The following is a 21191-nucleotide window of genomic DNA, read 5'->3' as shown; positions in this document are numbered from 1 at the left end:
ACCGGAGGTCAATGATGCGGGCCGCGGCAGCGATCGTCGCTCTGGCTGTCAGCGGGGCGCTCGTCGTCGCTTCATCGGCATGTGACCAGGACGGGTCGCAGGCGTCGAGCGCCCGCTATGGCGACTGCGAGGTCTCCGGACATCACGGGGAGTTTCAGCTGCGGCCCGAGACGGCGGGCGCGCTCACGGTCAAGACGACCCTGCCCGCACCCGGCTGGTGGAACGGCGACACGCCGGAATCCGTCAGGAGCGGCTACGAGTACTGCATGGCGGCCAACATCGCCTACCGGTCGGGACTGGACCGGGTCGAGGTGAAGAACGCCCCCTTCCCGGAGGTCGTGTCCGGCCGGACGACGGACTTCGACCTGGCCCTGGCACAGATCACGATCACCCCGGCGCGGAGCAGGGTCGCCGAGTTCTCCCCGCCCTACCTCTCCTCGACCCTGGGACTGCTGATCAGGGACGGTGAGCAGATCGGCCAGGACAACGTCCGTGACGTCCGCATCGGAGTGGCCGAGGGCACCACGGGCGAGCAGTTCGTCGAGGACCGCATCAAGCCGACCGAGCCCGTCACCGCCTTCCCCAACGACCGGGAGTTGATCACGGCGCTGGAGGAGAGGCGGGTCGACGCGGTCATCCACGACACGACCATCCTGCTGGCGTATCCCCAGAAGGAGGAGAGCAGGGTGAGCCTGGTGGGTCAGTACAGGACCGACCAGGCTTACGGCGCCCTGTACCCGATGGGGTCGCCCAACAGGGGCGAACTGGACCGGATCATCAGGCAGTTGATCGACGACGGGACGCTCGCCAAGCTGTCGGCCGTCTATCTCGGGGCCGCTTTCGGCCGGGACCCGGCCAAGATCCCGTACATCACGGTCGACGACGGCTCCTGAAACGCCCCACCTACCGCGGGCCGGCGCGGACACCGGGCCACGGCAGACCGTCCGCACGCCTCGAGATGTGCGGGCGGTCCGGTTTCGTCCCGCTTCACAGGTCGGCCGACGGGAGACCGCTCAGGTCCCACGCGGCTTCGCCGTCGAGCGCCTGCTCAGCCCAGATGATCTTGCCTCGGTCGGTGTACCGGGTCCCCCAGCGGCGGGACATCTGCGCGACGAGGAACAGACCACGGCCGCCCTCGTCGGTGAGGGTCGCGCGGCGCAGGTGCGGGGAGGTGCTGGTGCCGTCGCCGACCTCGCAAATCAGGCTGTCGTGGTCGCGCAGCAGCCGCAGGCCTATGGGGCTCCTTCCGTACCGGATGGCGTTCGTCACCAGTTCGCTGAGGATCAGCTCGGTGGTGAAGGCCGCCTCGCCGAGCCCCCAGGATTCCAGCCTGCGGCCGGCCTCGGCGCGGATCCAGGGGACGGCCGCGGGGTCGTCGGGCACGTCCCATTCCGCGACCTGACTCGGGTCGAGCAGCCGGGTGCGCGCGACGAGCAGGGCGACATCGTCTCGCGGCCTGGTGCGCAGCATCGCGTCGAGCACCGCCTGACAGGTGTCGTCCAGGCCGGCGCCGTGCGTCGCGGCCAGAGCCTTGCTCAGCATGCCGAGCCCGACGTCGATGTCGCGGCCCCGGACCTCGACCAGGCCGTCGGTGTAGAGGACCAGCCGGCTGTCGGCGGCCAGCCGGAGTTCGGCCGTCTCGACCGGCAGACCTCCGCCCACGCCGAGTGGCGGGGCGACGGGGATGTCGGGGAAGGTCACGGTGCCGTCGGGCGAGACCAGCGCCGGACCGGGATGACCGGCCCGGGCGAGAACACACCGCCCGGAGACCGGGTCGTAGACCGCGTACAGGCAGGTGGCACCGGTGACGGCCTCGGTCTTGCCCTCGGCCGCCGCGTCGTCGTCGATCCGGGTGATCAGGTCGTCCAGATGGGCGAGGAGCTCGTCCGGAGGCAGGTCCAGGGCGGCGAAGTTGTGCACCGCGGTCCTCAGGCGGCCCATCGTCGCCGCGGCGTGCAGACCGTGGCCCACGACATCGCCGACCACCAGGGCCACCCGGGCCCCCGGCAGCGGGATGACGTCGTACCAGTCGCCGCCCACCCCCGCCTTGGCGGGCAGGTACCGATGCCCGACCTCCAGGGCGGACAGCTCGGGGAGCGCGCCGGGCAGCAGGCTGCGCTGGAGGGTGACGGCCGTGGTGTGCTCGCGGGTGTAGCGGCGCGCGTTGTCGATGCACACGGCCGCCCGGGTGGCGAGTTCCTCGGCGGGGGACAGGTCGTCCGGCTCGAAGGGATCCTGCTCCGAACGCCAGAACTGTACGACCCCCAGCAACTGGCCCCGGGCCTGGAGCGGCACGGAGATCATGGAGTGGATGCCGTACGCCAGGACCTGCTGTGCCCGCTCCGGGTCCTGGGCCCGCCATCCGTCGGCCGCGGCGAGGTCCGCCACCAGGACCGGCCGGCCGGTGGTCATGCCGGTGGCCACGGGGTTGCCGGGCTCGTAGCGCAGCAGCGTCCCGACCGGGTGAAAGGGCAGGTCGTCCCGGATGCCCGCGACCGCGACGCGGTGCACCGCCGTCGAACCCGCCCCGGTCGGCTCACCCCCTTGCAGCACGGACTTCACCAGCTCGACGGTGGCGAAGTCGGCGAAGCGCGGGACCGTCACCTCGGTCAGCTCCTCTGCGGTGCGCCTGACGTCGAGGGTGGTCCCGATGCGCGTGCCGGCCTCGTAGAGCAGCTGCAGGCGCCCGCCCGCCACGTCCGCCCGGCCCGCGAGGGCGCGCAGCTCCGTGGTGTCCCGCAGGGTGGCCACGCTGCCCTGCTTCGGGCCCACCGGTCGCACGTTGACCGCGAGCAGGATCTCTCCGGCCAGGAAGACCTTGTCCGTGGCCGCCCGGCCCGATCCCAGCAGTCCGGCCAGGGCCGGGCTCAGACCGAGTCCGGTGACCGGCCTGCCCTCGGCCTCCGGTGGCAGTGCCAGCAGCCGGCGTGCCTCGTCGTTGACCAGCAGCAGCCTTCCCTCACCGTCCAGGATGATCACGCCTTCCCGGACCGCGTGCAGCACCGCGTCGTGGTGCTCGTACATGCGGGTCATCTCGACCGGCCCCAGTCCCCGGGTCTGGCGCCGCAGACGCCCGCTGACCAGCGCCGACCCACCTGCGGCCAGCAGCAGCGTGACACCGCCGACGGCGAAGATCACCGGTAGTTGCTGCTCCACCACACTGGACACCGTCTCCACCGTGACCCCCACCGTGACCAGGCCGACCGCGGTCCCCTCGTCGTCGAAGACGGCCACGGTCGAGTCGACCGCCTTGCCCAGACTGCTGTCGAACGTGGTCTGGTGGGGCTCGCCCTCGAGCGCCTGGCCGTAGGAGGTGGAGACGTGCTTGCCGATCTGGTCCTCGTCCGGGTGGGTCCACCGGAAGCCGTAGGGGCTCAGCGCCACTACGTAGTCGACGCCGGTCTTCTTGCGCACCGCCTCGGCATGCGGCTGGAGCTCCGCCGTCGGATCCGCGCTCTCCATCGCCTCCGCGGTGCCCCGGGCGTTCGCGAACGACTCCGCCGCCACCAGTGACCGGTCCTTGGCCTCCTGGACCGCGCGGTTGCGGTCCTGGATCACGGTCACCGTGACGGCCGTGGCGATGAGCAGCAGGACGACCACCAGCTGCAGCAGGAAGACCTGCCCGGCGACGCTGTGCGGCTTCACCCACGACAGCACTCGCCGGCCGGCCGAAGGGTGACGGGCCGTCGGTCCGGATTCCGGTGACCCGGTCTTCGGTCGCTTGCGGTCACCCTGCCGGCTCGCTGGGGCATATCGCCCGAGTCTGCCCATTTCTTCAGTATTAGTGACTGGGGAGACGGGCGCGGCCCCAGGCGGGGAGATGGGCGCGGCCCAGGCAGGGCCATTGAGCCGCAGGGGCGATGAGCTGTGGGGGCGATGAGCCGCAGAGTCGCTGGGCCGCAGGGGCCCGGGAAACGAAAAGCCCTCCGCATGGGAGCCATGCGGAGGTGCTGGAGTGATTGAGAGTGAGTGTCCGAGGGGGGACTTGAACCCCCACGCCCGATAAAGGGCACTAGCACCTCAAGCTAGCGCGTCTGCCATTCCGCCACCCGGACCAGGTGTCTGCCGCCGTGCCAGGGGTGTTCCCCGTGGCGACATGGACAACAATACCAAGCTTTCTCGGTGCCCTTCACCTGCGTTTCCTTCGGCATGGCGGGGGTCCGGGACCTCGCGCCCCGTTGCGCCTAGGGTCACACCATGAGTGACTGGCTGGTTACACAGAGCCTTCCCGTGGGTCGTCGTCCGCGTGCGCTCTCGCCCTTCAGGGAGCATCTGCGAGACACGTTCTGGTTCGCCCCGAGCGCCGCGATGGTGAGTGTCTTCGTGGTCTGGGTCGCGGCGCAGGCGCTCGACACGGCCATCGTGGACGCGCTGCGGGAGGAGGGCGACTACGAGACGCTCGACGAGCTGCTGCGCTTCGCGGAGGACGCGAAGGCCGTGGTCAACGCCGTCAGCTCGGCGATGATGACCTTCATCGGTGTGGTCTTCAGCATCTCGCTGGTGGCCGTGCAGATGGCGAGCGGGCAGTTCACCCCGCGTGTGGTGCGGCTCTTCGTCCGCAGCCGGATCACCAAGGCGACCTTCGCGGTCTTCCTGGCCACCTTCGTGCTGACCCTGCTGGTCCTGACCGCCTTCGACACCGCCGACGACCCCCGGGACGTGACCACGCTGCCCCTGGTGCAGTCGATCCTCACGCTCTGCATGGTCGCGCTGAGCCTGTTGCTCTTCGTGCTGTACGTGAACACCACCCTGCGGCTGATGCGGATCAGTCATGTGATCGCGCGCATCGCCACGGAGTCCTTCCGGGTGATCGCCTCGATGCCTCCGTCCACGGGCGGACCGCAGACGCCCGAATTCGGCTCGGTGACGGCGTGGGTGCCGCACGAGGGCCGGGCGGGGGTGTTGCGGGACGTGCACATCGCACGGCTGGTGCGGGTGGCCCGCAAGCACGGCGTGGTGCTGCGGCTGATCCCGCGGATCGGGGACTTCGTGGTGCCCGGCACGCCCGTACTGGCGGTCCACGGCCGCGCGGCCCCGCCGCGCGCCGCCCTGCGCTACACCACCTCCGTCGGGGTGGAGCGGACCTACCACCAGGACCTCGGCTTCGGCCTGCGCCAGTTGTGCGACATCGCGCTGCGCGCCCTCTCGCCCGCGATCAACGATCCGACCACGGCCGTGCAGGCACTGGATCGCATCGTGCAGTTTCTGGCGGCGCTGAGCAGACAGCCGCTGGACGCCGCACTGCACCGGGACCGGGGCGGGGCCGTGCGGCTGGTTCAGCCCGTGCCGGGGTGGACCGAGCTGGTGGATCTGGGGTTCACCGAGGTGCGCGGGTGTGCCCTCGGCAACCCGCAGGTGTCACGCCGGATGCTGGCCGCGCTGGACGACCTGCTGCTGCTCGCGCCCGAGGATCGACGCGAGCCTCTGCTGCGGCACCGGGAACTGCTCCGGCAGGCGGTCGACGAGACGGCGCGCAACCCGGCGGACCGCACGTTCGCGCTGCACCCGGACCGGCAGGGCATCGGCTGACCGGTTCGCCGGCCGGCCGATGCCCCGGCGGTCGCCGCTCACGGGAGCAACTGGTACTCCGGGAAGTTGCCCGGCAGCCGCTCCCCCGCCGTGACCGGCGGCGCTGACATGAGCAGGCCCTCCCCGTTCCGGGGAGGGTTTCCTCATGCCACTACGACCGTCAGCACTTCTCCCGCAGCGAGTGCAGGTGCTTGCTCGAGCGGCGGGCGAACCTGAGGGACTCGGTCGGGTTGTCGTGCTCCGCCTGCCAGTGGTGGGCGAACCGCCCGCCGCGCAGTCGTGTCACGGCGGAGATGAACTTCTTGTAGTCGATGTCGCCGTCGCCGACGTCCACCATGCGGTAGCCGTAGGTGTCGGACGGGTCGCTCACGCCGTCCTTGACGTGGAAGAGCGGGTAGCGATGCGGCTGCTTCAGGACGTAGTTCAGCGGCTCGAACGGGGCTGGTGAGCCGTCGGGCCGCTTCGAGAAACGGAACTGGCCCGAGTACGCCCAGTAGATGTCCATCTCCAGATAGACGAGGTCGGGGTCGGTCTCCTTGAGCAGCACGTCGTAGAGGCGGACCTTGGGGTTGTCGGTGGCGAAGGAGAATTCCTCGGAATGGTTGTGCTGGTAGAACTTCATGCCCCGCGCCTTCGCCGCCGCGCCGTATGTGTTGAACTCGTCGGCGGCACGCTTCCAGGCGTCGACGGTGGAGCCGTAGCGGAACGGCCCGGACGCGGTCCCTATGTGCTTGAGCCCCAGGGCCTCGGCGTCGTCCAGGACCTTGGTGAGGTTCTGGGCGAAGGTGTAGGCATTGGGGTCGCTGGAGTAGTAGCCGACGTGGCTGCCGATCGGGTTCAGGCCGTGGTTGCGTGCCAGCCGCCTCAGCTGGGCGAGGGTGATCGGGCCGGCCGAGCCCTGGGTGTATCCGGCGAACTCCACCTCGTCGTAGCCGTACTTCTCCAGTTCGGCGAAGACGGGGGCGAAGCCGAGCGTGGAGACCTTGTCGCGCAGGCTGTACAGCTGGATACCGAGGCGGCCGGGGGGCAGGACGGGCCGGCCATGGCCATGGCCACGGCCGCGGGAGGCGGTTTCGGCGGCCGGCTCGGAGGCGGGGGCGGCCGTCGCGGTGGGCGCGGCGGCGCCCACCAGCGCGGCGGCCGTGGCGCCCGCGGCCACGCCGAGCATGCCTCGTCTGCTCAGGCGGTGGGTGAGTTCGGGATCGGGCTGGGAAAAGCGGCTCATGCCTGGAACTCCTCGGGATCGAAGGCCGTTGTCAGTGGTGAGTGCTTCACTTTTGACCAGTCGGAAGAGACGGATCGCCGGGACCGGCGAGCTGTCACACGTCGGCCGTGACCGGTCGGTCGAGACCGGCGAGTCGGAGCAGCAGTGACTTCACATCGGTGGCCGCCACGCGGTCGCCGACAGCGCGGGGGGTGGAGCAGATGAGGAGCGGACCGTCGTCGTCGCTCGCGGGAAGGCGGCCGTGGCTGCCGCGAATAGGTGCCGGATCCAGGGGCACGACCGCCATGCGGTAGCGCATGCCGAGTGTCTTGCGCGCGAGCGCGGTCGCGGCCTTGACCTTGACATAGGGGTCGAGGGGATCCATGAAGAGTTCGACCGGGTCGTAGCCGGGTTTGCGGTGGATCTCGACGAGTCGCGCGAAGTCGGGCGCGTGGGCGTCGTCGAGCCAGTAGTAGTACGTGAACCAGGCGTCCGGCTCCGCGACGGCGATCAGTTCGCCGGAGCGCGGATGGTCGAGATGGTGAGCCTTCTTGCCCTCGTCGTCCAGGAGTTGCTCGACGCCGGGCAGTCCGTCGAGCGCGGCTCGGGTCGCGTCCAGATCTTCCGGTCGGCGTACGTAGACGTGGGCGATCTGGTGATCGGCGACCGCGAAGGCGCGTGACGCCATCGGGTCCAGGTACTCCATGCCGTCCTGGGTGTGCACTTCGAGCAGTCCTGCGCGGCGCAGGGCCCGGTTGATGTCGACGGGCCGGTCCGCGCGGGTGATGCCGTACTCGGAGAGCGCCACGACGGTACGGCCCTGTGCCCGGGCGTCGTCCAGAAGCGGAGCCAACGTCGAGTCCAGGTCCGAGGCCGCCTTCAGTGAGCGCGGGTCGTCGGGGCCGTAGCGCTGGAGGTCGTAGTCGAGATGAGGGAGGTAGCAGAGCGTCAGGTCGGGGTGCCGGGTGCGGATGATGTGGCGGGTCGCGTCGATGATCCAGCGGCTGGAGACGAGGTCCGCGCCGGGGCCCCAGAAGTGGAAGAGCGGGAAGGTGCCGAGCTTGCCGGTGAGTTCGTCGTGCAGGGCGGGCGGTCGTGTGTAGCAGTCGGGTTCCTTGCGGCCGTCGGCGTAGTAGATCGGACGGGGGGTGACGGTGATGTCGGTGTCGGCGCCCATGGCGTACCACCAGCAGATATTGGCGACGGTGTAGCCGGGGTGGGCGCGTCTGGCGGCGTCCCACAGCTTGTCGCCGGCGACGAGTCCGTTGTGCTGGCGCCACAGGAGTACGTCGCCCAGGTCGCGGAAGTACCAGCCGTTTCCGACGATGCCGTGCTCCGACGGGTGGGTGCCGGTGAGGAAGGTGGACTGTGCGGCGCAGGTGACGGCCGGCAGGACGGTGCCGAGCGCCGCCTGTGAACCGGACTGGGCGAGTGTCTTCAGGTGGGGCATGTGGTCGAGGAGACGCGGGGTGAGGCCGACGACGTCGAGCACGAGCAGTGGAGTGGGGTGGTGTGTGGGGCCGTGCGTGACACCGGTCCGGTTCGGTCCGGTGGCCGGGTGGGTGACCGGGGCTGCCGGGTCCGATCGCTCGGGTCGTTCGGGTCGCTCGGGTCGCCCGGTCATGGCAGCTCCTTGAGGCCGAGGTCGGTCAACAGGTCGCGGGCAAGGGTGAGTTCGGCGGCGATGCCGTCTGCCAGCTGGCTGCGCGCACGGGGTCGCAGCTCGGCCGGCAGGGCCTGCCAGGTGTACGTCTCGACCTCGAGGTGGCGGGTGAGCGGCTGCGGGCCGCCGACGAGCCGGGACAGTACGGCCTTGAGCACGGGAAGTGTGGAGGTGAGGGGCGCGGCGGGGGCCGCGTGGAGCGGGACGTGGAAGTGGGCGCGCCAGGGAGCGGCGTCGGGAAGGGCGTCACCGGTCAGGGCCGGGCCGAGGTCGTCGGTGCCTCGCAGGCCGGCGGCGGTGGCGGTACGGGTCTGGTGCAGGAACCGCGGCTCGTCGAAGGCGGCGAGGGCCTCGCGGACAACGGGGAGGTGGGGGTGTTCGGCGTGCAGTGCGGCAGAGAGTTGGGACTTGACGACGGGGACATGAGCCTCGGTGAGCGCGTCCAGGGCGGTGTGCGGGTCTTCGAAGGAGGTGGCGAGATGGCAGGTGTCGACGCAGATGCCGATGCGGTGGTGCCCGATGACGGAGAGCGGGGCGATGGCGTCGCCGGTGGTCTCGACGATGCAGCCGGGTTCGGGTTCGAGCCCGACGCGGATGTCCCGGCCGGTCAACTCCTCCAGGGCGTCGAGCCGTTCGGCCAGGGTGACCAAGGCGGTGCGGGCGATCTCGGCACGGTCCGGGTCATAGGCGGTCCGCCAGGCGAGGGGCAGGGTGGAGATGCTGCCCTGAGTGACGTCCTCGGGGAGGAGCCCGGCGAGGACGCGGGCCAGGGCGGTGGTGTGCTCCAGACGTTCGGGGTCGGCCCAGTCCGGTTTGTACACGCGGTACTTGACCTCTTCGGCTCCGAAACCCTCATAGGGGAAGCCGTTGAGGGTGACGACCTCCAGGCCACGCCGGTCGAGTTCGGTGCGCAGGCGGCGCAGGGCGGACGGGTCGGAGACGAGGGTGTGGGCGGCGTCCTTGGCGAGCCAGAGCCCGATGCCGAGGCGGTCGCGCCCGAGCCGTCGGCGGACCGGTTCGCAGTGGTCGCGGAGCTGGGCGAGCACGCCGTCGAGGGTCTCGGCCGGGTGGACGTTGGTGCAGTAGGCCAGGTGGACGGTCGAGCCGTCGGGGTGGCGGAAACGCATGGCTCACGCCCCCGGAACGGCGGTCGGCTCGGCCCGGTCGACCGTCGCGCCGACTGGTCCTCCGTCGAGGTCCTTCGGAGTGCCGGCGTCATTCGGAGTTCCGGGGTTCTTCGACGTGCCGGGGTCCCTCGGCGTGCCGGGATCCTTGGGGGCGCCACGGAGGATGGAGTTGCCCTCGTGAGTGGCTTCCCGTGTACGCACGTCGAGGGTGAGCCGGCCGCTGAGTCTGTAGAAGGCGACGGGGTTGCGCCACAGCACCCGGTCCACCTCGTCCTCGTCGAAGCCCTGGGCCAGCATCAGGTCGGCGACCTTGCGTGTCTTGAGCGGGTCGCTGCGACCCCAGTCGGCCGCGGAGTTCACCAGGACCTTTTCGGGCCCGTACTCGCGGAGGATGGCGACCATTCGCTCCTCGTCCATCTTGGTGTCGGGATAGACGGAGAAGCCGAGCCAGCAGCCGCTGTCCTTGGCCTCCTTGACGGTCGTCTCGTTCAGGTGGTCGATCAGCACGCGGTCCATGGGCAGCGCGGACTCACGGACGACGTCGAGCGTGCGGCGCAGGCCCGCCAGCTTGTCTCGGTGCGGGGTGTGGACCAGCGCGGGCAGTTCGTGTGCGGCGGCGAGCTGGAGCTGGGCGGCCAGCGCGGTGTCCTCGGCAGGGGTCATCGAGTCGTAGCCGATCTCGCCGACGGCGACGACCTGGTCCTTGACGAGATACCGGGGAAGTTCGTCGAGGACCGGGACACAGCGCGGGTCGTTCGCCTCCTTGGGGTTGAGGGCGAGCGTGCAGTGGTGGGCGATGCCGTACTGGGCGGCACGGAAGGGCTCCCAGCCGAGCAGGGAGTCGAAGTAGTCGAGGAAGGAGGCAGGAGAGGTGCGTGGCTGGCCGAGCCAGAAGGAGGGCTCGACGACGACGCGGACGCCGGCCGCGTACATGGCCTCGTAGTCGTCGGTGGTGCGCGACGTCATATGGATGTGGGGGTCGAAGAGGCGCATCAGGACTCCTTGCCGTCGGTTCCGCGTGCGCCGTAGTCGGCGTCGGGCGCGGGTGGGGTGGCCGTGGGGTCGGTCAAGGTCAGGACGCGGTGCAGGTCTTCGGGGACGGCGCGGCCTGCGGCGGTGCGCTCGGCGGCGTAGGCGGCGAGCATGCGGGCGAGTTCGGCGTCGCGGTGCGCTCTGCGGTCCAGGTCCGCCACCGTGTCGACGGGCACTCCGGTGAACAGGCACTTCAGGACGGCGTGGCGCCACTGATGGGAATCGAGGTGCCGGGCGGCGTAGGGGCCGACGGCCGCGGCGAGGAGCCGGGTGTCGTTCGTGCGCAGGGCGTCCTCGACGAGCGGTAGCCCTTCTCTGCCGTGCACGAGGTGGGGCAGCGCGTGCAGGACGGCACGGCGTTCGGCGCCGGTGCCCTGGTAGTAGACGCGGGCGAGGGCGTCCGCGTCGGCGCGGGCCGCGTGCAGGATCAGGACGCGGGCGGCGTCGGCGTGCTCGGGACCGCAGCGCCGGCCGGCCTCCGCGATGCGCAGCTCCCAGACGGAGATGGGCCCATGCCTACCCGGGTGGTCGGCGGCCTCGTCGAGGGCCCGGTGCAGCCAGGCGCGGGGCTCGGCGTCGAGGTGGGCGGTGAGATGGCCGCGCAGCTCGGCGGGAGGGGTGCGGGCGTCGGGCGCGACCGGTGCGGCCGGCCCGTCCGGTGCCTTCGTTGCGTAGGGCGCGTCCAACCCGACCGGTTTGTTCGGCGCGTTCGGCCCGACAGGTGCGTCCGGTGCGTGCAGTGCGTCCGGTTGGCTGCCGGTGCTCGTGGCGTCCTCGACGTCCGCGCCCGGGGTCGCCGGGCTCGTACGGGGGTGGGTCATGAGGTGCTCCCTTCAGGGGTGGCGGAGGGATCGCCGTGCGATGGGACAGGGAGGGGTGATCGGACGGCCGTGGCCTCGGCGGCGCGGAGGAACGGGAGGGAGAGTTCGGCGAAGTGGGGGCCCGCGTGGGAGTGGCGGGGCAGTTCGACGACGGTCAGGCCCTGGTAGCCGGTGGCGGCGAGGGCTGCCAGGACGGGCGGGAAGTCGATCTCCCCGTCACCGAACGGGAGGTGTTCGTGGATTCCGCGCCGCATGTCCTCGATCTGGACATGCCGCAGCCAGGGAGCGGCGGCGCGTATGCACTCGGCGGGAGAGAGGGGTTCAAGGCACTGGCAGTGACCGATGTCGAGGGTGAGGCCGAGCGGGCCCGGGTCGCCGAGGGTGCGGCGCAGGCGGTGGAAGTCGTCGAGGCGGGCGAGGAGATGGCCGGGCTCCGGTTCGATTGCGAGGGGCACGTCGGCGGCTGCCGCGGCGTCCAGGACGGGGGTGAGGCTGTCGGCCAGCCGTTTCCACGCCGTGTCCTCGTCCGTGCTGGGCGGGAGGACGCCGCTGAAGCAGTGCACCGCGTGGGCGCCGAGGTCGGCGGCGACCCGGACGGCGCGCAGCAGCAGGTCCACGCGGCTGGCGCGCTCGGCGGGTTCGGGGGCCAGCAGGGAAGGGCCGTGCTTGCGGCGCGCGTCGAGCACATAGCGGGCGCCCGTCTCCACCGTGACGCTCAGCCCGAGTTCACCGAGGCGGCGGGCGACCCGGCGGGTGCGGGTCGGCAGGTCCGGGGCGAGAGGGTCGAGGTGCATGTGGTCGAGGGTCAGGCCGACGCCGTCGTAGCCGAGGTCGGCCAGCAGGGCGAGGGCGTCGTCGAGCCGGAGGTCGGCGAGGCCGTTGGTGCCGTAACCGAAGCGAAGGGGGGTGGGGTGGGAGGAGAGTGCGGAGGAGTTCTGCGTGGAGAGCGCCGCCGTGGACATGCTGCTCGGGGTCAGCATGGACGCCGGGTGAGGCTGAGGGCTTGTAGGCCGGGGGCTTGTAAGCCGGAGGCTGGTAGGCCGGGGGCTCATGTGATGCTCACCTTCTTCGCGTACTTCCGTCCGATCGGGGCGAGCACGGCGATGGCCATGGCGGTGAACCCGGATCCGGCGCGGGCCGCGAGCGCCGCCTGGAGCGGAATCGTGGCGCGGATGCCACCGCCGACGGCCCGTTGGGTCAGGGGCGGTGAGGGGTTGAGCGCGGCGTGGGTGTAGGGGCGGCCGGCGGTGGCGGCGTAGGCGGCGGCGAGCGCGGTGCGCAGGGCTCCGTCGAGGGTGAGGCCGGTCCAGGGGGGTGTGGGCGTCCGGCGTCCGGTGGTAGCCGTGGCCCTGTGGAGCGTGAGCGCTGCCCGGTCGTGCGCGGGCACTGGGCATCCATGGTCGATGCCGGTGCCGGCGGTCTGGGTGCCGGTGCCGGCAGCGAACCCCGTACCGGCCACCCCACCAGCCCACGCCGCTCTCGCCGTCCCGTGCGCCCCCCGCGCCTTGCGTGCCCCGCGTGCCACGAGCCCCGTGAGGGCGGCCGTCGCGGCCAGGGCAGCCAGGGGCGGGAGGGACGTGCCGCCCTGGGTCTCCCGGCGGGACACAGTCGTCACGGCGAGGGTGTGGGTGCCGAGGAGGGCGGCGGAGGGCAGGGCCGCCCGCGGACGGCCGGTCGTGGCGGCGGCGCCGAGGAGGTGGTCGAGGCCACGGGCGGCGGCCATGGCCAGGGGTCCGGCGGGCGTGTGCTTCAGGGCGAGGTCGTACGCCCAGACCGTGGCGGCCAGAGGGGTGGCCACCGCCAGGGCGGGGCGGCCGGCCCGGGCGGCCAGGCCGAGGCCGGCGGCGGTCAGGGCGCAGGCCGCGGTGAAGGCGGAGGACGGACGGATACGGCCGGAGGGCAGCGGGCGGTGGGGGCGTTCGGCGGCGTCCTCCGCGCGGTCCGCCCAGTCGTTGAGGGCCATTCCGGCCTCGTAGAGACAGAGGGAGGAACCGATGGCGAGCAGGGTGCGGGGGTTGGGCCGGGCCCCGGCCGCGGCGGCGCCGCTCAGGGCGTCGCCGGGGACGGTGAACAGGGCGGGGACTCGCAGGAGTTCGGCCCAGGCGCGGCTACGGCTCACGGCCGCTCCCCTGCGGAGCGCTCGCGCGGATCGAGGCCGCGGTCGGCAGACGTGTCGGCGGACTCGCGGTGACCGGTAGCCCGGCCGGCGAGGCTGTCGCCGCGGTCGGCGACCACCTCCGCGGACTCGCGCTGACGGCCTCCCCGGCCGCCGACCCCACCCCGGCGCCCGGACTCCCCCGCCCCGGCCCCACGCCCCGCGTCCCCCCGACCCACCCCGCAACCGCCCCCGGAGCGAAGCCGCTCGGCCAGCCCCGTCAGTGCCGCGAACTGGTCTCCCAGGCTCGATGGGCCGTCCCCCACCGGATCCTTGAAGTAGAAGCCGAGGTCGGTGAGCGGGCCGGTCAGGCCGATTTCGTGGGCGCGGGCGGTGAGGCGTGCCAGGTCGAGCACCAGCGGTGCCGCGAGGGCTGAGTCGCAGCCCTGCCAGATGGTCTGGAGGATCATGCGGGTGCCGAGGAAGCCGTCGAAGGCGATGTGGTCCCAGGCGGTCTTCCAGTCGCCGAGGGCCGGGACGTCGTCGATGTGGACCTCGCCCTCGGGGACGGTGCCGAGGGTGTCGGCGAGGACGCGTTCCTTGCCGGCGTTCTTCGCCGCGGCGGCCGCCGGGTCGGCGAGGGCGGCACCGTCGCCGCCGCCCAGCAGGTTGGTGCCGGACCAGGACCGGACCCGCAACGCCCGTTGCGCGAACATCGGGCCCAGTACGGCCCGCAGCAAGGTCTGTCCGGTCTTGCCGTCCCGGCCGGCGTGGGGCAGGCCGCTGTGTTCGGCCTCGATGGCGGCGACGGGGTGGTGCATGCCCTCGGAGGGGGTGAAGTTGACGTAGGGGCAGCCGGCGCGGAGGGCGGCGAGTGCGTACAGGGTGCTGGCGGGGAGTGGGGCGCCGTGGCCCTGGGAGGCGGGTTCGGTGGAGGCGACGTTCACGACCACGGTCCGCTCAAGGGCATGGCGGCGCGCGAAGTCACGTATGTCGTCGGCGAAGGCCGTGATCAGTTCGGCTTCGCTTCTGGTGTCGCCCGAGGTGGGGCCGCCGGGCCTGATCTCCCGCTCGGCGGTGGCCAGTTCCGCGGCGACGGCGGTGGCCACACCCGGTGGGAGGACGCCGCCGGCGGTCAGTGCCTCGGCGCGTTTCGGCAGGGGGCAGTCGAGAGTGTCGTGGCCGCCGAAGACGAGGTCGGAGAGTGCGGGCAGCCCGCTCTCGGCGAACATCGATGTCTCGGTCACCATGCCGGTCGGCGGATGCAGTCCCGCGGTGACGGCGGCGCAGCCCGTGACGGCGGTGGTGGCGACGGAGCCGCGGGCTCCGATCAGCCACACCCCCACACGCGGTCGGGAGAGGGACGCGGACATGGGCAGCCTCCTGGTCGGTGCGCGAAACCCGGGGGTGGGACAAAGACGGCGGGCGGGGGTCCGGCGTCCCCCGCCCGCCGCCGTTCAGTCGCCCTGGACGGGCAGTTCCTTCAACTGGATGTTGCGGAAGGAAACCTGGTCGTCGGCGCCGTGGTTCTGCAGGCCGATGTAGCCGTCGGTCAGGCTCCGCTCGGGGCTCTTGTTGGTGAAGTCGTTGATCTTGACTCCGTTGAGGAACACCTGGAGGCGTTCGCCCTGGACCTTGATCTCGTAGGAGTTCCACTGGCCGGGCGGACGCAGAACCTGGTCACGAGCCTTGATGTCGGCCGACTTGAACGAGTAGACGGAGCCCGTGGTGCGCTCCGGCGCGTCCGTGGCGTCGATCTGGATCTCGTAGCCCTTGTTCACCGCGGACCAGGGGTCGTCGGAGGCCGGGAAGCCCACGAAGATCCCGGAGTTGTCGTCGCCCTGCATTCTCCAGTCGAGCTTGAGGGAGTACGACTTCAGCTCCTTGGCCTGGTACCAGAGCAGGCCCATGCCGCCCTCGGTCTCCATCACGCCGTCCTTGACGGCGAACTTGCCGGGGCCGGCCTGCCTCCAGCCGTCCAGGGTCTGGCCGTTGAAGATCTTCCGGTAGCCCTTGCTCGGCTTGCAGTCCGCCTTCACCTGGCCGGTGGCGTACTGGAGGCCGCCGAGCAGGTGGGCGCGGAAGGCCTCCTCGGCGTAGGACTCCTTGGTGTGGCCGCCGCCGGTGTAGAAGGACCGGCCGCCGCCGTAGCTCTGGCACCAGGCGATCGGGTGGTCGCCCTTCATGGTGCCGCCCTGGTAGGTGGTCTCGTCCAGGGTGGCGAGGACCTTGGCCTGCTCGCGCGGGTTGGTGCGGTAGTTGTACCACTCGTCGGTGCGTTCCCAGGCGTCGCCGAGGTGCGCGGTGGACGGGTGGTCGTGGTCCTCGACGCGGACGGTGGCCTTCTGGATGGCCGGGTGCGAGTCGAAGTACGCGCCGACGAGGCCGCCGTAGAAGGCCCAGTCGTACTCGGTGTCGGCGGCGGCGTGGATGCCCATGTAGCCGCCGCCACCCGCGACGTAGTTCTCGAACGCCTTCTGCTGCTCGGCGTTGAGCACGTCACCGGTCGTGGAGAGGAAAGTCACCGCGTCGTACTTGGCGAGGTTGGCCGTGGTGAACTGCCTGGCCTCCTCGGTCGCGTCGACCGTGATGCCGGCCGGTGCGCCGAGCTCCTTCAGGGCGGCGATGCCGGCCGGGATGGAGTCATGGCGGAAACCGGCGGTCTTGGAGAAGACCAGGACCTTCTTGCCGCCCTTGAACGGCTGGGTGGAGAACTCGAAGTCGTCCACGTCGTACAGCGCGCCCTCGCCGCCCTTGAAGACCAGGTAGATCTCCGTGGTCTTCTTCGGCAGGGACCGCAGCGGGACGTCGACGTTCTGGAACGTCTCCCAGCTGCCGGTCGGCGGGATGTACGCCGAGCCGTGCAGCGGACCTTCGGGCGAGCCGGTGCGCAGTTCGATGAAGCCGCCCGCGCCGCCGGAGGAGGCCCGCACGGTCATCTTCTTCTGTCCGGCGAACCGGTAGGGGGTGAAGGCGATCCAGTCGCCGTCGTGGATGTTGCCGACGGTCTTGCCGCCGTTGGCGCCGGTCTTGTCGATGACCGACACGCCCGACTGGGAGGTGAAGTGCTCGCCCTGGCGGTGCAGCGGCTGGAGCACGGCGCGGGCGGTGCCGGTGAGGGCCTCCTGGCCGTTCGCACCGCCGTCGGTGTAGCTGGCGCCGACGACGCCGTAGATGTTGGCGTTGGGGTCGTGGCCGCCGTCACCGGGGGGCGGTGTCAGGGTGCCCTCGCAGCCCATCTCGCTGGTCAGTTCGTGGGCGTGGGAGTCATGGCCGAGGCTGTAGGCGACCTTGACCTTGGAGCAGTCGACGGTCTCCTCGGGGTCGGTGACGGTCACCTTGAACGGGACGGGCTTGCCGAACTCGGCCAGCGCGCCGTTGCCCGGGACGTCGATCCGCACCTTGGGCTCGGTGTTGCCGACCACGATGCGCACGCTGGCGTTGCCGGTGTTGCCCTCGGGGTCCCTGGCGGTGAAGGTGGCGCTGTAGGTGCCGACCTTGCGGTACTTGTGGGTGGGGTTGAGGCCCTCGCCCTTGGTGCCGTCGCCGAAGTCCCAGCTGTAGGTGAGGTCCGTGGAGTCGGCGTCCTTGGCGGTGGCGGTGAACTTGACGTTCAGGCCGGCCACACCGGACGTCTTGTCGGCGCTGACCTCGGCGATCGGGGAGAAGCCGTCCTCGGCGTTCTCGATCCGGTAGAGCGCGGAGTGCTCGTCGCCCTGGAACCAGGAGATGCCGTAGTCGAGGACGTAGAGCGCGCCGTCGGGGCCGAACTCCATGTCCATGATCTGGGTGCCGGTCCACGGGAAGTCGTTGATCTTCGCGACGGTGCCGTCCGGTCCGTCGGAGGTCTGCTCGATCCGCTTGATCCAGCGGCGGCCGAACTCACCGGCGAAGAAGTCGCCGTCGTAGGCCTCGGGGAACTTCACCTTTGAGTCGAGGTCGGGGTCGTAGCGGTAGACCGGGCCTGCCATCGGGGACTCGGAGCCGGTGCCGAACTCGGGCACGGAGCCGCCGTCGTAGGGGATCCAAGCGGCCTGCGCGGGCGGCAGGTCGGTGAGGCCGGTGTTGTACGGCGAAGTGTTCTTGAGGGCGGCGCAGTCGAACTTCTCACCGGAGGTGCCGGTGGCGAAGTCGTAGTCGACATAGGCGTCGTTGTCGCCGGTGCAGAACGGCCAGCCGAAGTTGGCGGCCTTGGTGACCTTGGCGAACTCGACCTGTCCGGCCGGGCCGCGCGTCGGCGAGGCGGCGCCCGCGTCGGGGCCGTAGTCGCCGACGTAGACGATGCCGGTCTTGTCGTCGACGCTCATCCGGAACGGGTTGCGGAAGCCCATGGCGTAGATCTCGGGGCGGGTCTTCTCGGTGCCCGGCGCGAAGAGGTTGCCCTCCGGCACGGTGTACGAGCCGTCCTCGGCGACCTTGATCCGCAGGATCTTGCCGCGCAGGTCGTTGGTGTTGCCGGAGCTGCGGCGGGCGTCGAAGGCGGGGTTGCGGTTCGGCCGGTCGTCGATCGGTGTGTAGCCGTCGGAGGCGAAGGGGTTGGTGTCGTCGCCGGTCGACAGGTAGAGGTTGCCGGCCGCGTCGAAGTCGATGTCGCCGCCGACGTGGCAGCAGAGGCCGCGGGAGGCCGCTACGTCGATGACCTTCTTCTCGCTGGCGACGTTCAGCGTGCCGTTGGCGTTCAGGGTGAAGCGGGAGAGGCGGTTGACGCCGTCGAACTTCTTGAAGTCGTCGGCGCTGCCGGTCTCCGGGGCGTCGCCCGCGGGGGTGTCCAGTGGCGGGGCGTAGTAGAGGTAGATCGCCCGGTTGTTCTCGAAGTCCGGGTCGATGCCTACGCCCTGGAGGCCCTCCTCGTCGTGGCTGTACACGTCGAGCTTGCCGGCGACCTTGGTGACGCCGCCCTGGTCGGTGAGGCGCAGTGTGCCGTCGCGGGAGGTGTGCAGGACGCTGCGGTCCGGGAGCACGGCGAGCGACATCGGTTCGCCCATCTCGGGTTCGCCCTTGGCGAGCGGCACCTGCTGGAACTGCCCCTCGGCCGCCGGTTCGTCGTGTTCCGGGTGGCCGGGGTGGGCGCCCGCGACGGTCGCCGGGGCGCCCACGGCGAGGAGCAGGCCGGTGAACAGGGCGACGGCGGTACGCAGCCTGGAACGCCTGGGGGTGCGGGTGCTTCTGAGTCCGGTTCTGTGCACGAAGTCCCTCCGGGAACGGGGTGGGCCGTACGGGTGGGTGCGTGGACGTGCGGTGCGGGACGCCGGGGTGCGCCGTCACCCCGGAGGTGAATGCATCCTGAACAACCTTGTGTGTGTCCTGAACACTTCAGGGACGGTAGCCGCGTCCGTCCGGGGCGAACACCCCTTGCGTCGGACTCGGTTGAACTTTTTCCCATCACAGGACAAAGCGGGATCCGGGCAGGTCGGAGAGGGGACCGGCGGTGGCGCCGGTCCCCGTCCCGGCCTGCGCCGGGTGCCTGATTCAGCTGTTGAACGCGGCGTCGAAGGACGCGCTGGGCGGTTCGAAGTCGAAGCCCTTCAGTCGGGTCAGCGCCTCGGGGGCGCCCTGGAGCCGGTCCATGCCGGCGTCCTCCCACTCCACGGAGACCGGGCCCTGGTAGCCGATGGAGCGCAGCATCCGGAAGACGTCCTCCCAGGGGACGTCGCCGTGCCCGGCCGAGACGAAGTCCCAGCCGCGGCGCGGGTCACCCCACGGCAGGTGGGAGCCGAGGCGGCCGTTACGGCCGTCGAGACGCTTGCGGGCCTCCTTGCAGTCGACGTGGTAGATGCGGTCCCGGAAGTCCCACAGGAAGCCGACCGGGTCGAGGTCCTGCCACACGAAATGCGAGGGATCGAAGTTCAGACCGAAGGCCGGACGGTTTCCGACGGCGTCCAGGGCACGCCGGGTCGTCCAGTAGTCGTAGGCGATCTCGCTCGGGTGGACCTCGTGCGCGAACCGGACTCCTTCGGCGTCGAAGACGTCGAGGATCGGGTTCCACCGCTCGGCGAAGTCCTCGTAGCCGCGGTCGACCATCGACTCGGGGGCGGGCGGGAACATGGCGACCAGGTGCCAGATGGCGGAGCCGGTGAAGCCGATCACGGTGTCGACGCCGAAGGCGGCTGCCGCGCGCGCGGTGTCCTTCATACGGTCCGCGGCGCGCCGCCGGACGCCCTCCGGGTCCCCGTCACCCCACACCTCGCGCGGCAGGATGGCCTGGTGGCGTTCGTCGATGATGGCGTCGCAGACACCCTGGCCGACCAGGTGGTTGGAGATGGCCCAGCACTTGAGGCCGTATTTGTCGAGGAGTTGATGCCTGGACTCCACGTACGAGGGGTCGCTGAGCGCCTTGTCGACCTCGAAGTGGTCGCCCCAGCAGGCCAGTTCGAGCCCGTCGTAGCCGAAGTCGCGGGCGAGCCGGCAGACCTCCTCCAGGGGCAGGTCGGCCCACTGGCCGGTGAAGAGCGTGAACGTGCGCGGCATTTCGGGGGCCTCCTCAGACCGCGATGGGCGTGTAGACGGAGTTCTTCTCGGCGCTCTCCTCCACCGCCGCGAGGACGCGCTGCACCTGCAGCCCGTCGGCGAAGGAGGGTTCGGGCCTACGGCCCTCGGCGATGGCGTGGACCAGGTCGCGGGCCTGGTGGACGAAGGTGTGCTCATAGCCGAGGCCATGGCCCGGCGGCCACCAGGCGTCCAGGTAGGGATGCTCCGGTTCGGTGACGAGGATGCGGCGGAAGCCGGCTTCGGCGCCAGGGGCCGTGCCGTCGTGGAAGGAGAGTTCGTTGAGCCGTTCCAGGTCGAAGGCGACCGACCCGCGCTCCCCGTTGAGTTCGATACGCAGGGCGTTCTTGCGGCCGGTGGCGTAGCGGGTGGCCTCGAAGGTGGCGAGGGCGCCGGAGGGGAAGCGGGCGGTGAACAGGGCGGCGTCGTCGACGGTGACCCGTCCGGTGCCGGCGGCCGAGACGGCGGCGAGCCCGCTGGTGGCGCCGGTGGGCAGGGGCCGTTCCCGTACGAAGGTCTCCGTGAGCGCGGAGACGCCCGCGAGCCGTTCTCCCGTCAGGTACTGCGCCAGGTCGATGATGTGCGCGCCCAGGTCGCCGAGCGATCCCGAGCCCGCCTGCTCCTTGCGCAGCCTCCAGGTCAGCGGGAAGGCCGGGTCGACCAGCCAGTCCTGGAGGTAGGTGACGCGCACGTGCCGCAGCGCGCCCAGGCGGCCCTCGGCGACCATCCGGCGGGCCAGGGCGGTGGCCGGGACCCGCCGGTAGTTGAAGCCGACCATCGCCACCTGTCCGCGGGTGTACGCCTCCTCGGCAGCCCGGGCCATCGAGGTGGCCTCCTCGACGGTGTTGGCCAGGGGCTTCTCGCACAGGACGTGCTTGCCCGCGGCCAGGGCGGCGAGGGCGATCTCGGCGTGGCTGTCGCCGGGGGTGCAGATGTCGATCAGGTCGACGTCGTCCCGTTCGACCAGGGCCCGCCAGTCGGTTTCGACGGCCACCCAGCCGTGCCGGTCGGCCGCCCCCTGTACGGCCGTCCGGTCCCGGCCGCAGATCACGGCCTGCACGGGGTTCAGCGGCAGGTCGAAGACGCGGCCCGCGGTGCGCCAGCCCTGGCTGTGGGCGGCGCCCATGAAGGCGTAGCCGACCATCCCCACGCGCAGTGGTGGCTTGCCTGTCTCGGTCCCCTCTGGCTGCTGCGGCTGTCCCATACGGGTGTCCTCCTCGTCCTGGTCGGGGTG

14 protein-coding genes and 1 tRNA gene are annotated in these 21191 nt (G+C 71.2%); 2 read left to right on the top strand and 13 right to left on the bottom strand.

The window, feature by feature from the left end:
- Window positions 1-11 precede the first annotated feature (11 nt).
- On the top strand, window positions 12-893 hold the full coding sequence (locus tag ACHBTE_RS01545; RefSeq protein ID WP_394721415.1) for an ABC transporter substrate-binding protein: 882 nt from the start codon (window positions 12-14) through the stop codon (window positions 891-893).
- A gap of 94 nt (window positions 894-987) precedes the next feature.
- Here the strand turns inward: ACHBTE_RS01545 and ACHBTE_RS01540 are convergent, their stop codons facing one another.
- Window positions 988-3771 (bottom strand): SpoIIE family protein phosphatase, encoded by a 2784-nt coding sequence (locus ACHBTE_RS01540; RefSeq protein WP_394721413.1) that lies wholly within the window; start codon window positions 3769-3771, stop codon window positions 988-990.
- A 199-nt stretch (window positions 3772-3970) separates the two neighbouring features.
- Window positions 3971-4055 (bottom strand) — tRNA-Leu (locus ACHBTE_RS01535).
- Window positions 4056-4197: 142 nt separating this feature from the next.
- Between ACHBTE_RS01535 and ACHBTE_RS01530 the strand changes: the two genes are divergently transcribed.
- Window positions 4198-5529: a DUF2254 domain-containing protein gene (locus ACHBTE_RS01530; RefSeq protein WP_394721412.1), complete on the top strand. Its 1332-nt coding sequence runs from the start codon at window positions 4198-4200 to the stop codon at window positions 5527-5529.
- Between the two features lie 160 nt (window positions 5530-5689).
- On the opposite strand, the gene ACHBTE_RS01525 is transcribed toward ACHBTE_RS01530, so the two are convergent.
- From ACHBTE_RS01525 to ACHBTE_RS01475, 11 genes are all read right to left on the bottom strand, one after another.
- Entirely contained in the window at window positions 5690-6754 is a 1065-nt protein-coding gene (locus ACHBTE_RS01525) for a sugar phosphate isomerase/epimerase family protein (RefSeq protein ID WP_394721411.1), read from the bottom strand.
- Between the two features lie 94 nt (window positions 6755-6848).
- Window positions 6849-8357, bottom strand: a complete 1509-nt coding sequence (locus ACHBTE_RS01520) for an alkaline phosphatase family protein (protein ID WP_394721410.1) — start codon at window positions 8355-8357, stop codon at window positions 6849-6851.
- The gene (eboE, locus tag ACHBTE_RS01515) at window positions 8354-9523 is read right to left on the bottom strand and encodes a metabolite traffic protein EboE (protein ID WP_394721409.1); all 1170 of its coding nucleotides are present in this window, start codon (window positions 9521-9523) and stop codon (window positions 8354-8356) included. Before eboE ends, ACHBTE_RS01520 begins: the two co-directional genes overlap by 4 nt.
- A gap of 3 nt (window positions 9524-9526) precedes the next feature.
- Window positions 9527-10516, bottom strand: coding sequence for a TatD family hydrolase (locus tag ACHBTE_RS01510; protein WP_394721408.1), 990 nt, complete (start codon window positions 10514-10516; stop codon window positions 9527-9529).
- Entirely contained in the window at window positions 10516-11376 is an 861-nt protein-coding gene (locus ACHBTE_RS01505) for an EboA domain-containing protein (RefSeq protein ID WP_394721407.1), read from the bottom strand. Before ACHBTE_RS01505 ends, ACHBTE_RS01510 begins: the two co-directional genes overlap by 1 nt.
- On the bottom strand, window positions 11373-12338 hold the full coding sequence (locus ACHBTE_RS01500; RefSeq protein ID WP_394721582.1) for a sugar phosphate isomerase/epimerase family protein: 966 nt from the start codon (window positions 12336-12338) through the stop codon (window positions 11373-11375). Before ACHBTE_RS01500 ends, ACHBTE_RS01505 begins: the two co-directional genes overlap by 4 nt.
- Before the next feature lie 86 nt (window positions 12339-12424).
- Window positions 12425-13495, bottom strand: a complete 1071-nt coding sequence (locus ACHBTE_RS01495; RefSeq protein WP_394721406.1) for an SCO3242 family prenyltransferase — start codon at window positions 13493-13495, stop codon at window positions 12425-12427.
- The gene (locus tag ACHBTE_RS01490) at window positions 13492-14844 is read right to left on the bottom strand and encodes an inositol-3-phosphate synthase (protein ID WP_394721405.1); all 1353 of its coding nucleotides are present in this window, start codon (window positions 14842-14844) and stop codon (window positions 13492-13494) included. The genes ACHBTE_RS01495 and ACHBTE_RS01490 overlap by 4 nt, the downstream gene beginning before the upstream one ends.
- Before the next feature lie 84 nt (window positions 14845-14928).
- Window positions 14929-18657, bottom strand: a complete 3729-nt coding sequence (locus tag ACHBTE_RS01485; protein ID WP_394721404.1) for a ThuA domain-containing protein — start codon at window positions 18655-18657, stop codon at window positions 14929-14931.
- Window positions 18658-18940: 283 nt separating this feature from the next.
- Complete coding sequence (locus ACHBTE_RS01480; RefSeq protein WP_394721403.1) at window positions 18941-19939, bottom strand: sugar phosphate isomerase/epimerase family protein; 999 nt, start codon at window positions 19937-19939, stop codon at window positions 18941-18943.
- A gap of 13 nt (window positions 19940-19952) precedes the next feature.
- Window positions 19953-21161 carry a Gfo/Idh/MocA family protein gene (locus tag ACHBTE_RS01475; RefSeq protein WP_394721402.1) on the bottom strand — a complete coding sequence of 403 codons (1209 nt, stop codon included), beginning with the start codon at window positions 21159-21161 and terminating at the stop codon, window positions 19953-19955.
- Window positions 21162-21191 lie beyond the last annotated feature (30 nt).

Origin of the sequence: Streptomyces sp. M41, assembly GCF_043673425.1 — a bacterium.
GTDB lineage: Bacteria > Actinomycetota > Actinomycetes > Streptomycetales > Streptomycetaceae > Streptomyces.
Note: the sequence above shows the minus strand (reverse complement) of the source record. Positions and strands in the feature narration are given on the sequence as shown.

Excerpts from the sequence above, each read along its gene's own strand:
- ACHBTE_RS01545 (WP_394721415.1), top strand. The coding sequence starts at position 12 with ATGATGCGGGCCGCGGCAGCGATCGTCGCTCTGGCTGTCAGCGGGGCG.
- ACHBTE_RS01540 (WP_394721413.1), bottom strand. The coding sequence starts at position 3,771 with ATGGGCAGACTCGGGCGATATGCCCCAGCGAGCCGGCAGGGTGACCGC.
- ACHBTE_RS01530 (WP_394721412.1), top strand. The coding sequence starts at position 4,198 with ATGAGTGACTGGCTGGTTACACAGAGCCTTCCCGTGGGTCGTCGTCCG.
- ACHBTE_RS01525 (WP_394721411.1), bottom strand. The coding sequence starts at position 6,754 with ATGAGCCGCTTTTCCCAGCCCGATCCCGAACTCACCCACCGCCTGAGC.
- ACHBTE_RS01520 (WP_394721410.1), bottom strand. The coding sequence starts at position 8,357 with ATGACCGGGCGACCCGAGCGACCCGAACGACCCGAGCGATCGGACCCG.
- eboE (WP_394721409.1), bottom strand. The coding sequence starts at position 9,523 with ATGCGTTTCCGCCACCCCGACGGCTCGACCGTCCACCTGGCCTACTGC.
- ACHBTE_RS01510 (WP_394721408.1), bottom strand. The coding sequence starts at position 10,516 with ATGCGCCTCTTCGACCCCCACATCCATATGACGTCGCGCACCACCGAC.
- ACHBTE_RS01505 (WP_394721407.1), bottom strand. The coding sequence starts at position 11,376 with ATGACCCACCCCCGTACGAGCCCGGCGACCCCGGGCGCGGACGTCGAG.
- ACHBTE_RS01500 (WP_394721582.1), bottom strand. The coding sequence starts at position 12,338 with ATGTCCACGGCGGCGCTCTCCACGCAGAACTCCTCCGCACTCTCCTCC.
- ACHBTE_RS01490 (WP_394721405.1), bottom strand. The coding sequence starts at position 14,844 with ATGTCCGCGTCCCTCTCCCGACCGCGTGTGGGGGTGTGGCTGATCGGA.
- ACHBTE_RS01480 (WP_394721403.1), bottom strand. The coding sequence starts at position 19,939 with ATGCCGCGCACGTTCACGCTCTTCACCGGCCAGTGGGCCGACCTGCCC.
- ACHBTE_RS01475 (WP_394721402.1), bottom strand. The coding sequence starts at position 21,161 with ATGGGACAGCCGCAGCAGCCAGAGGGGACCGAGACAGGCAAGCCACCA.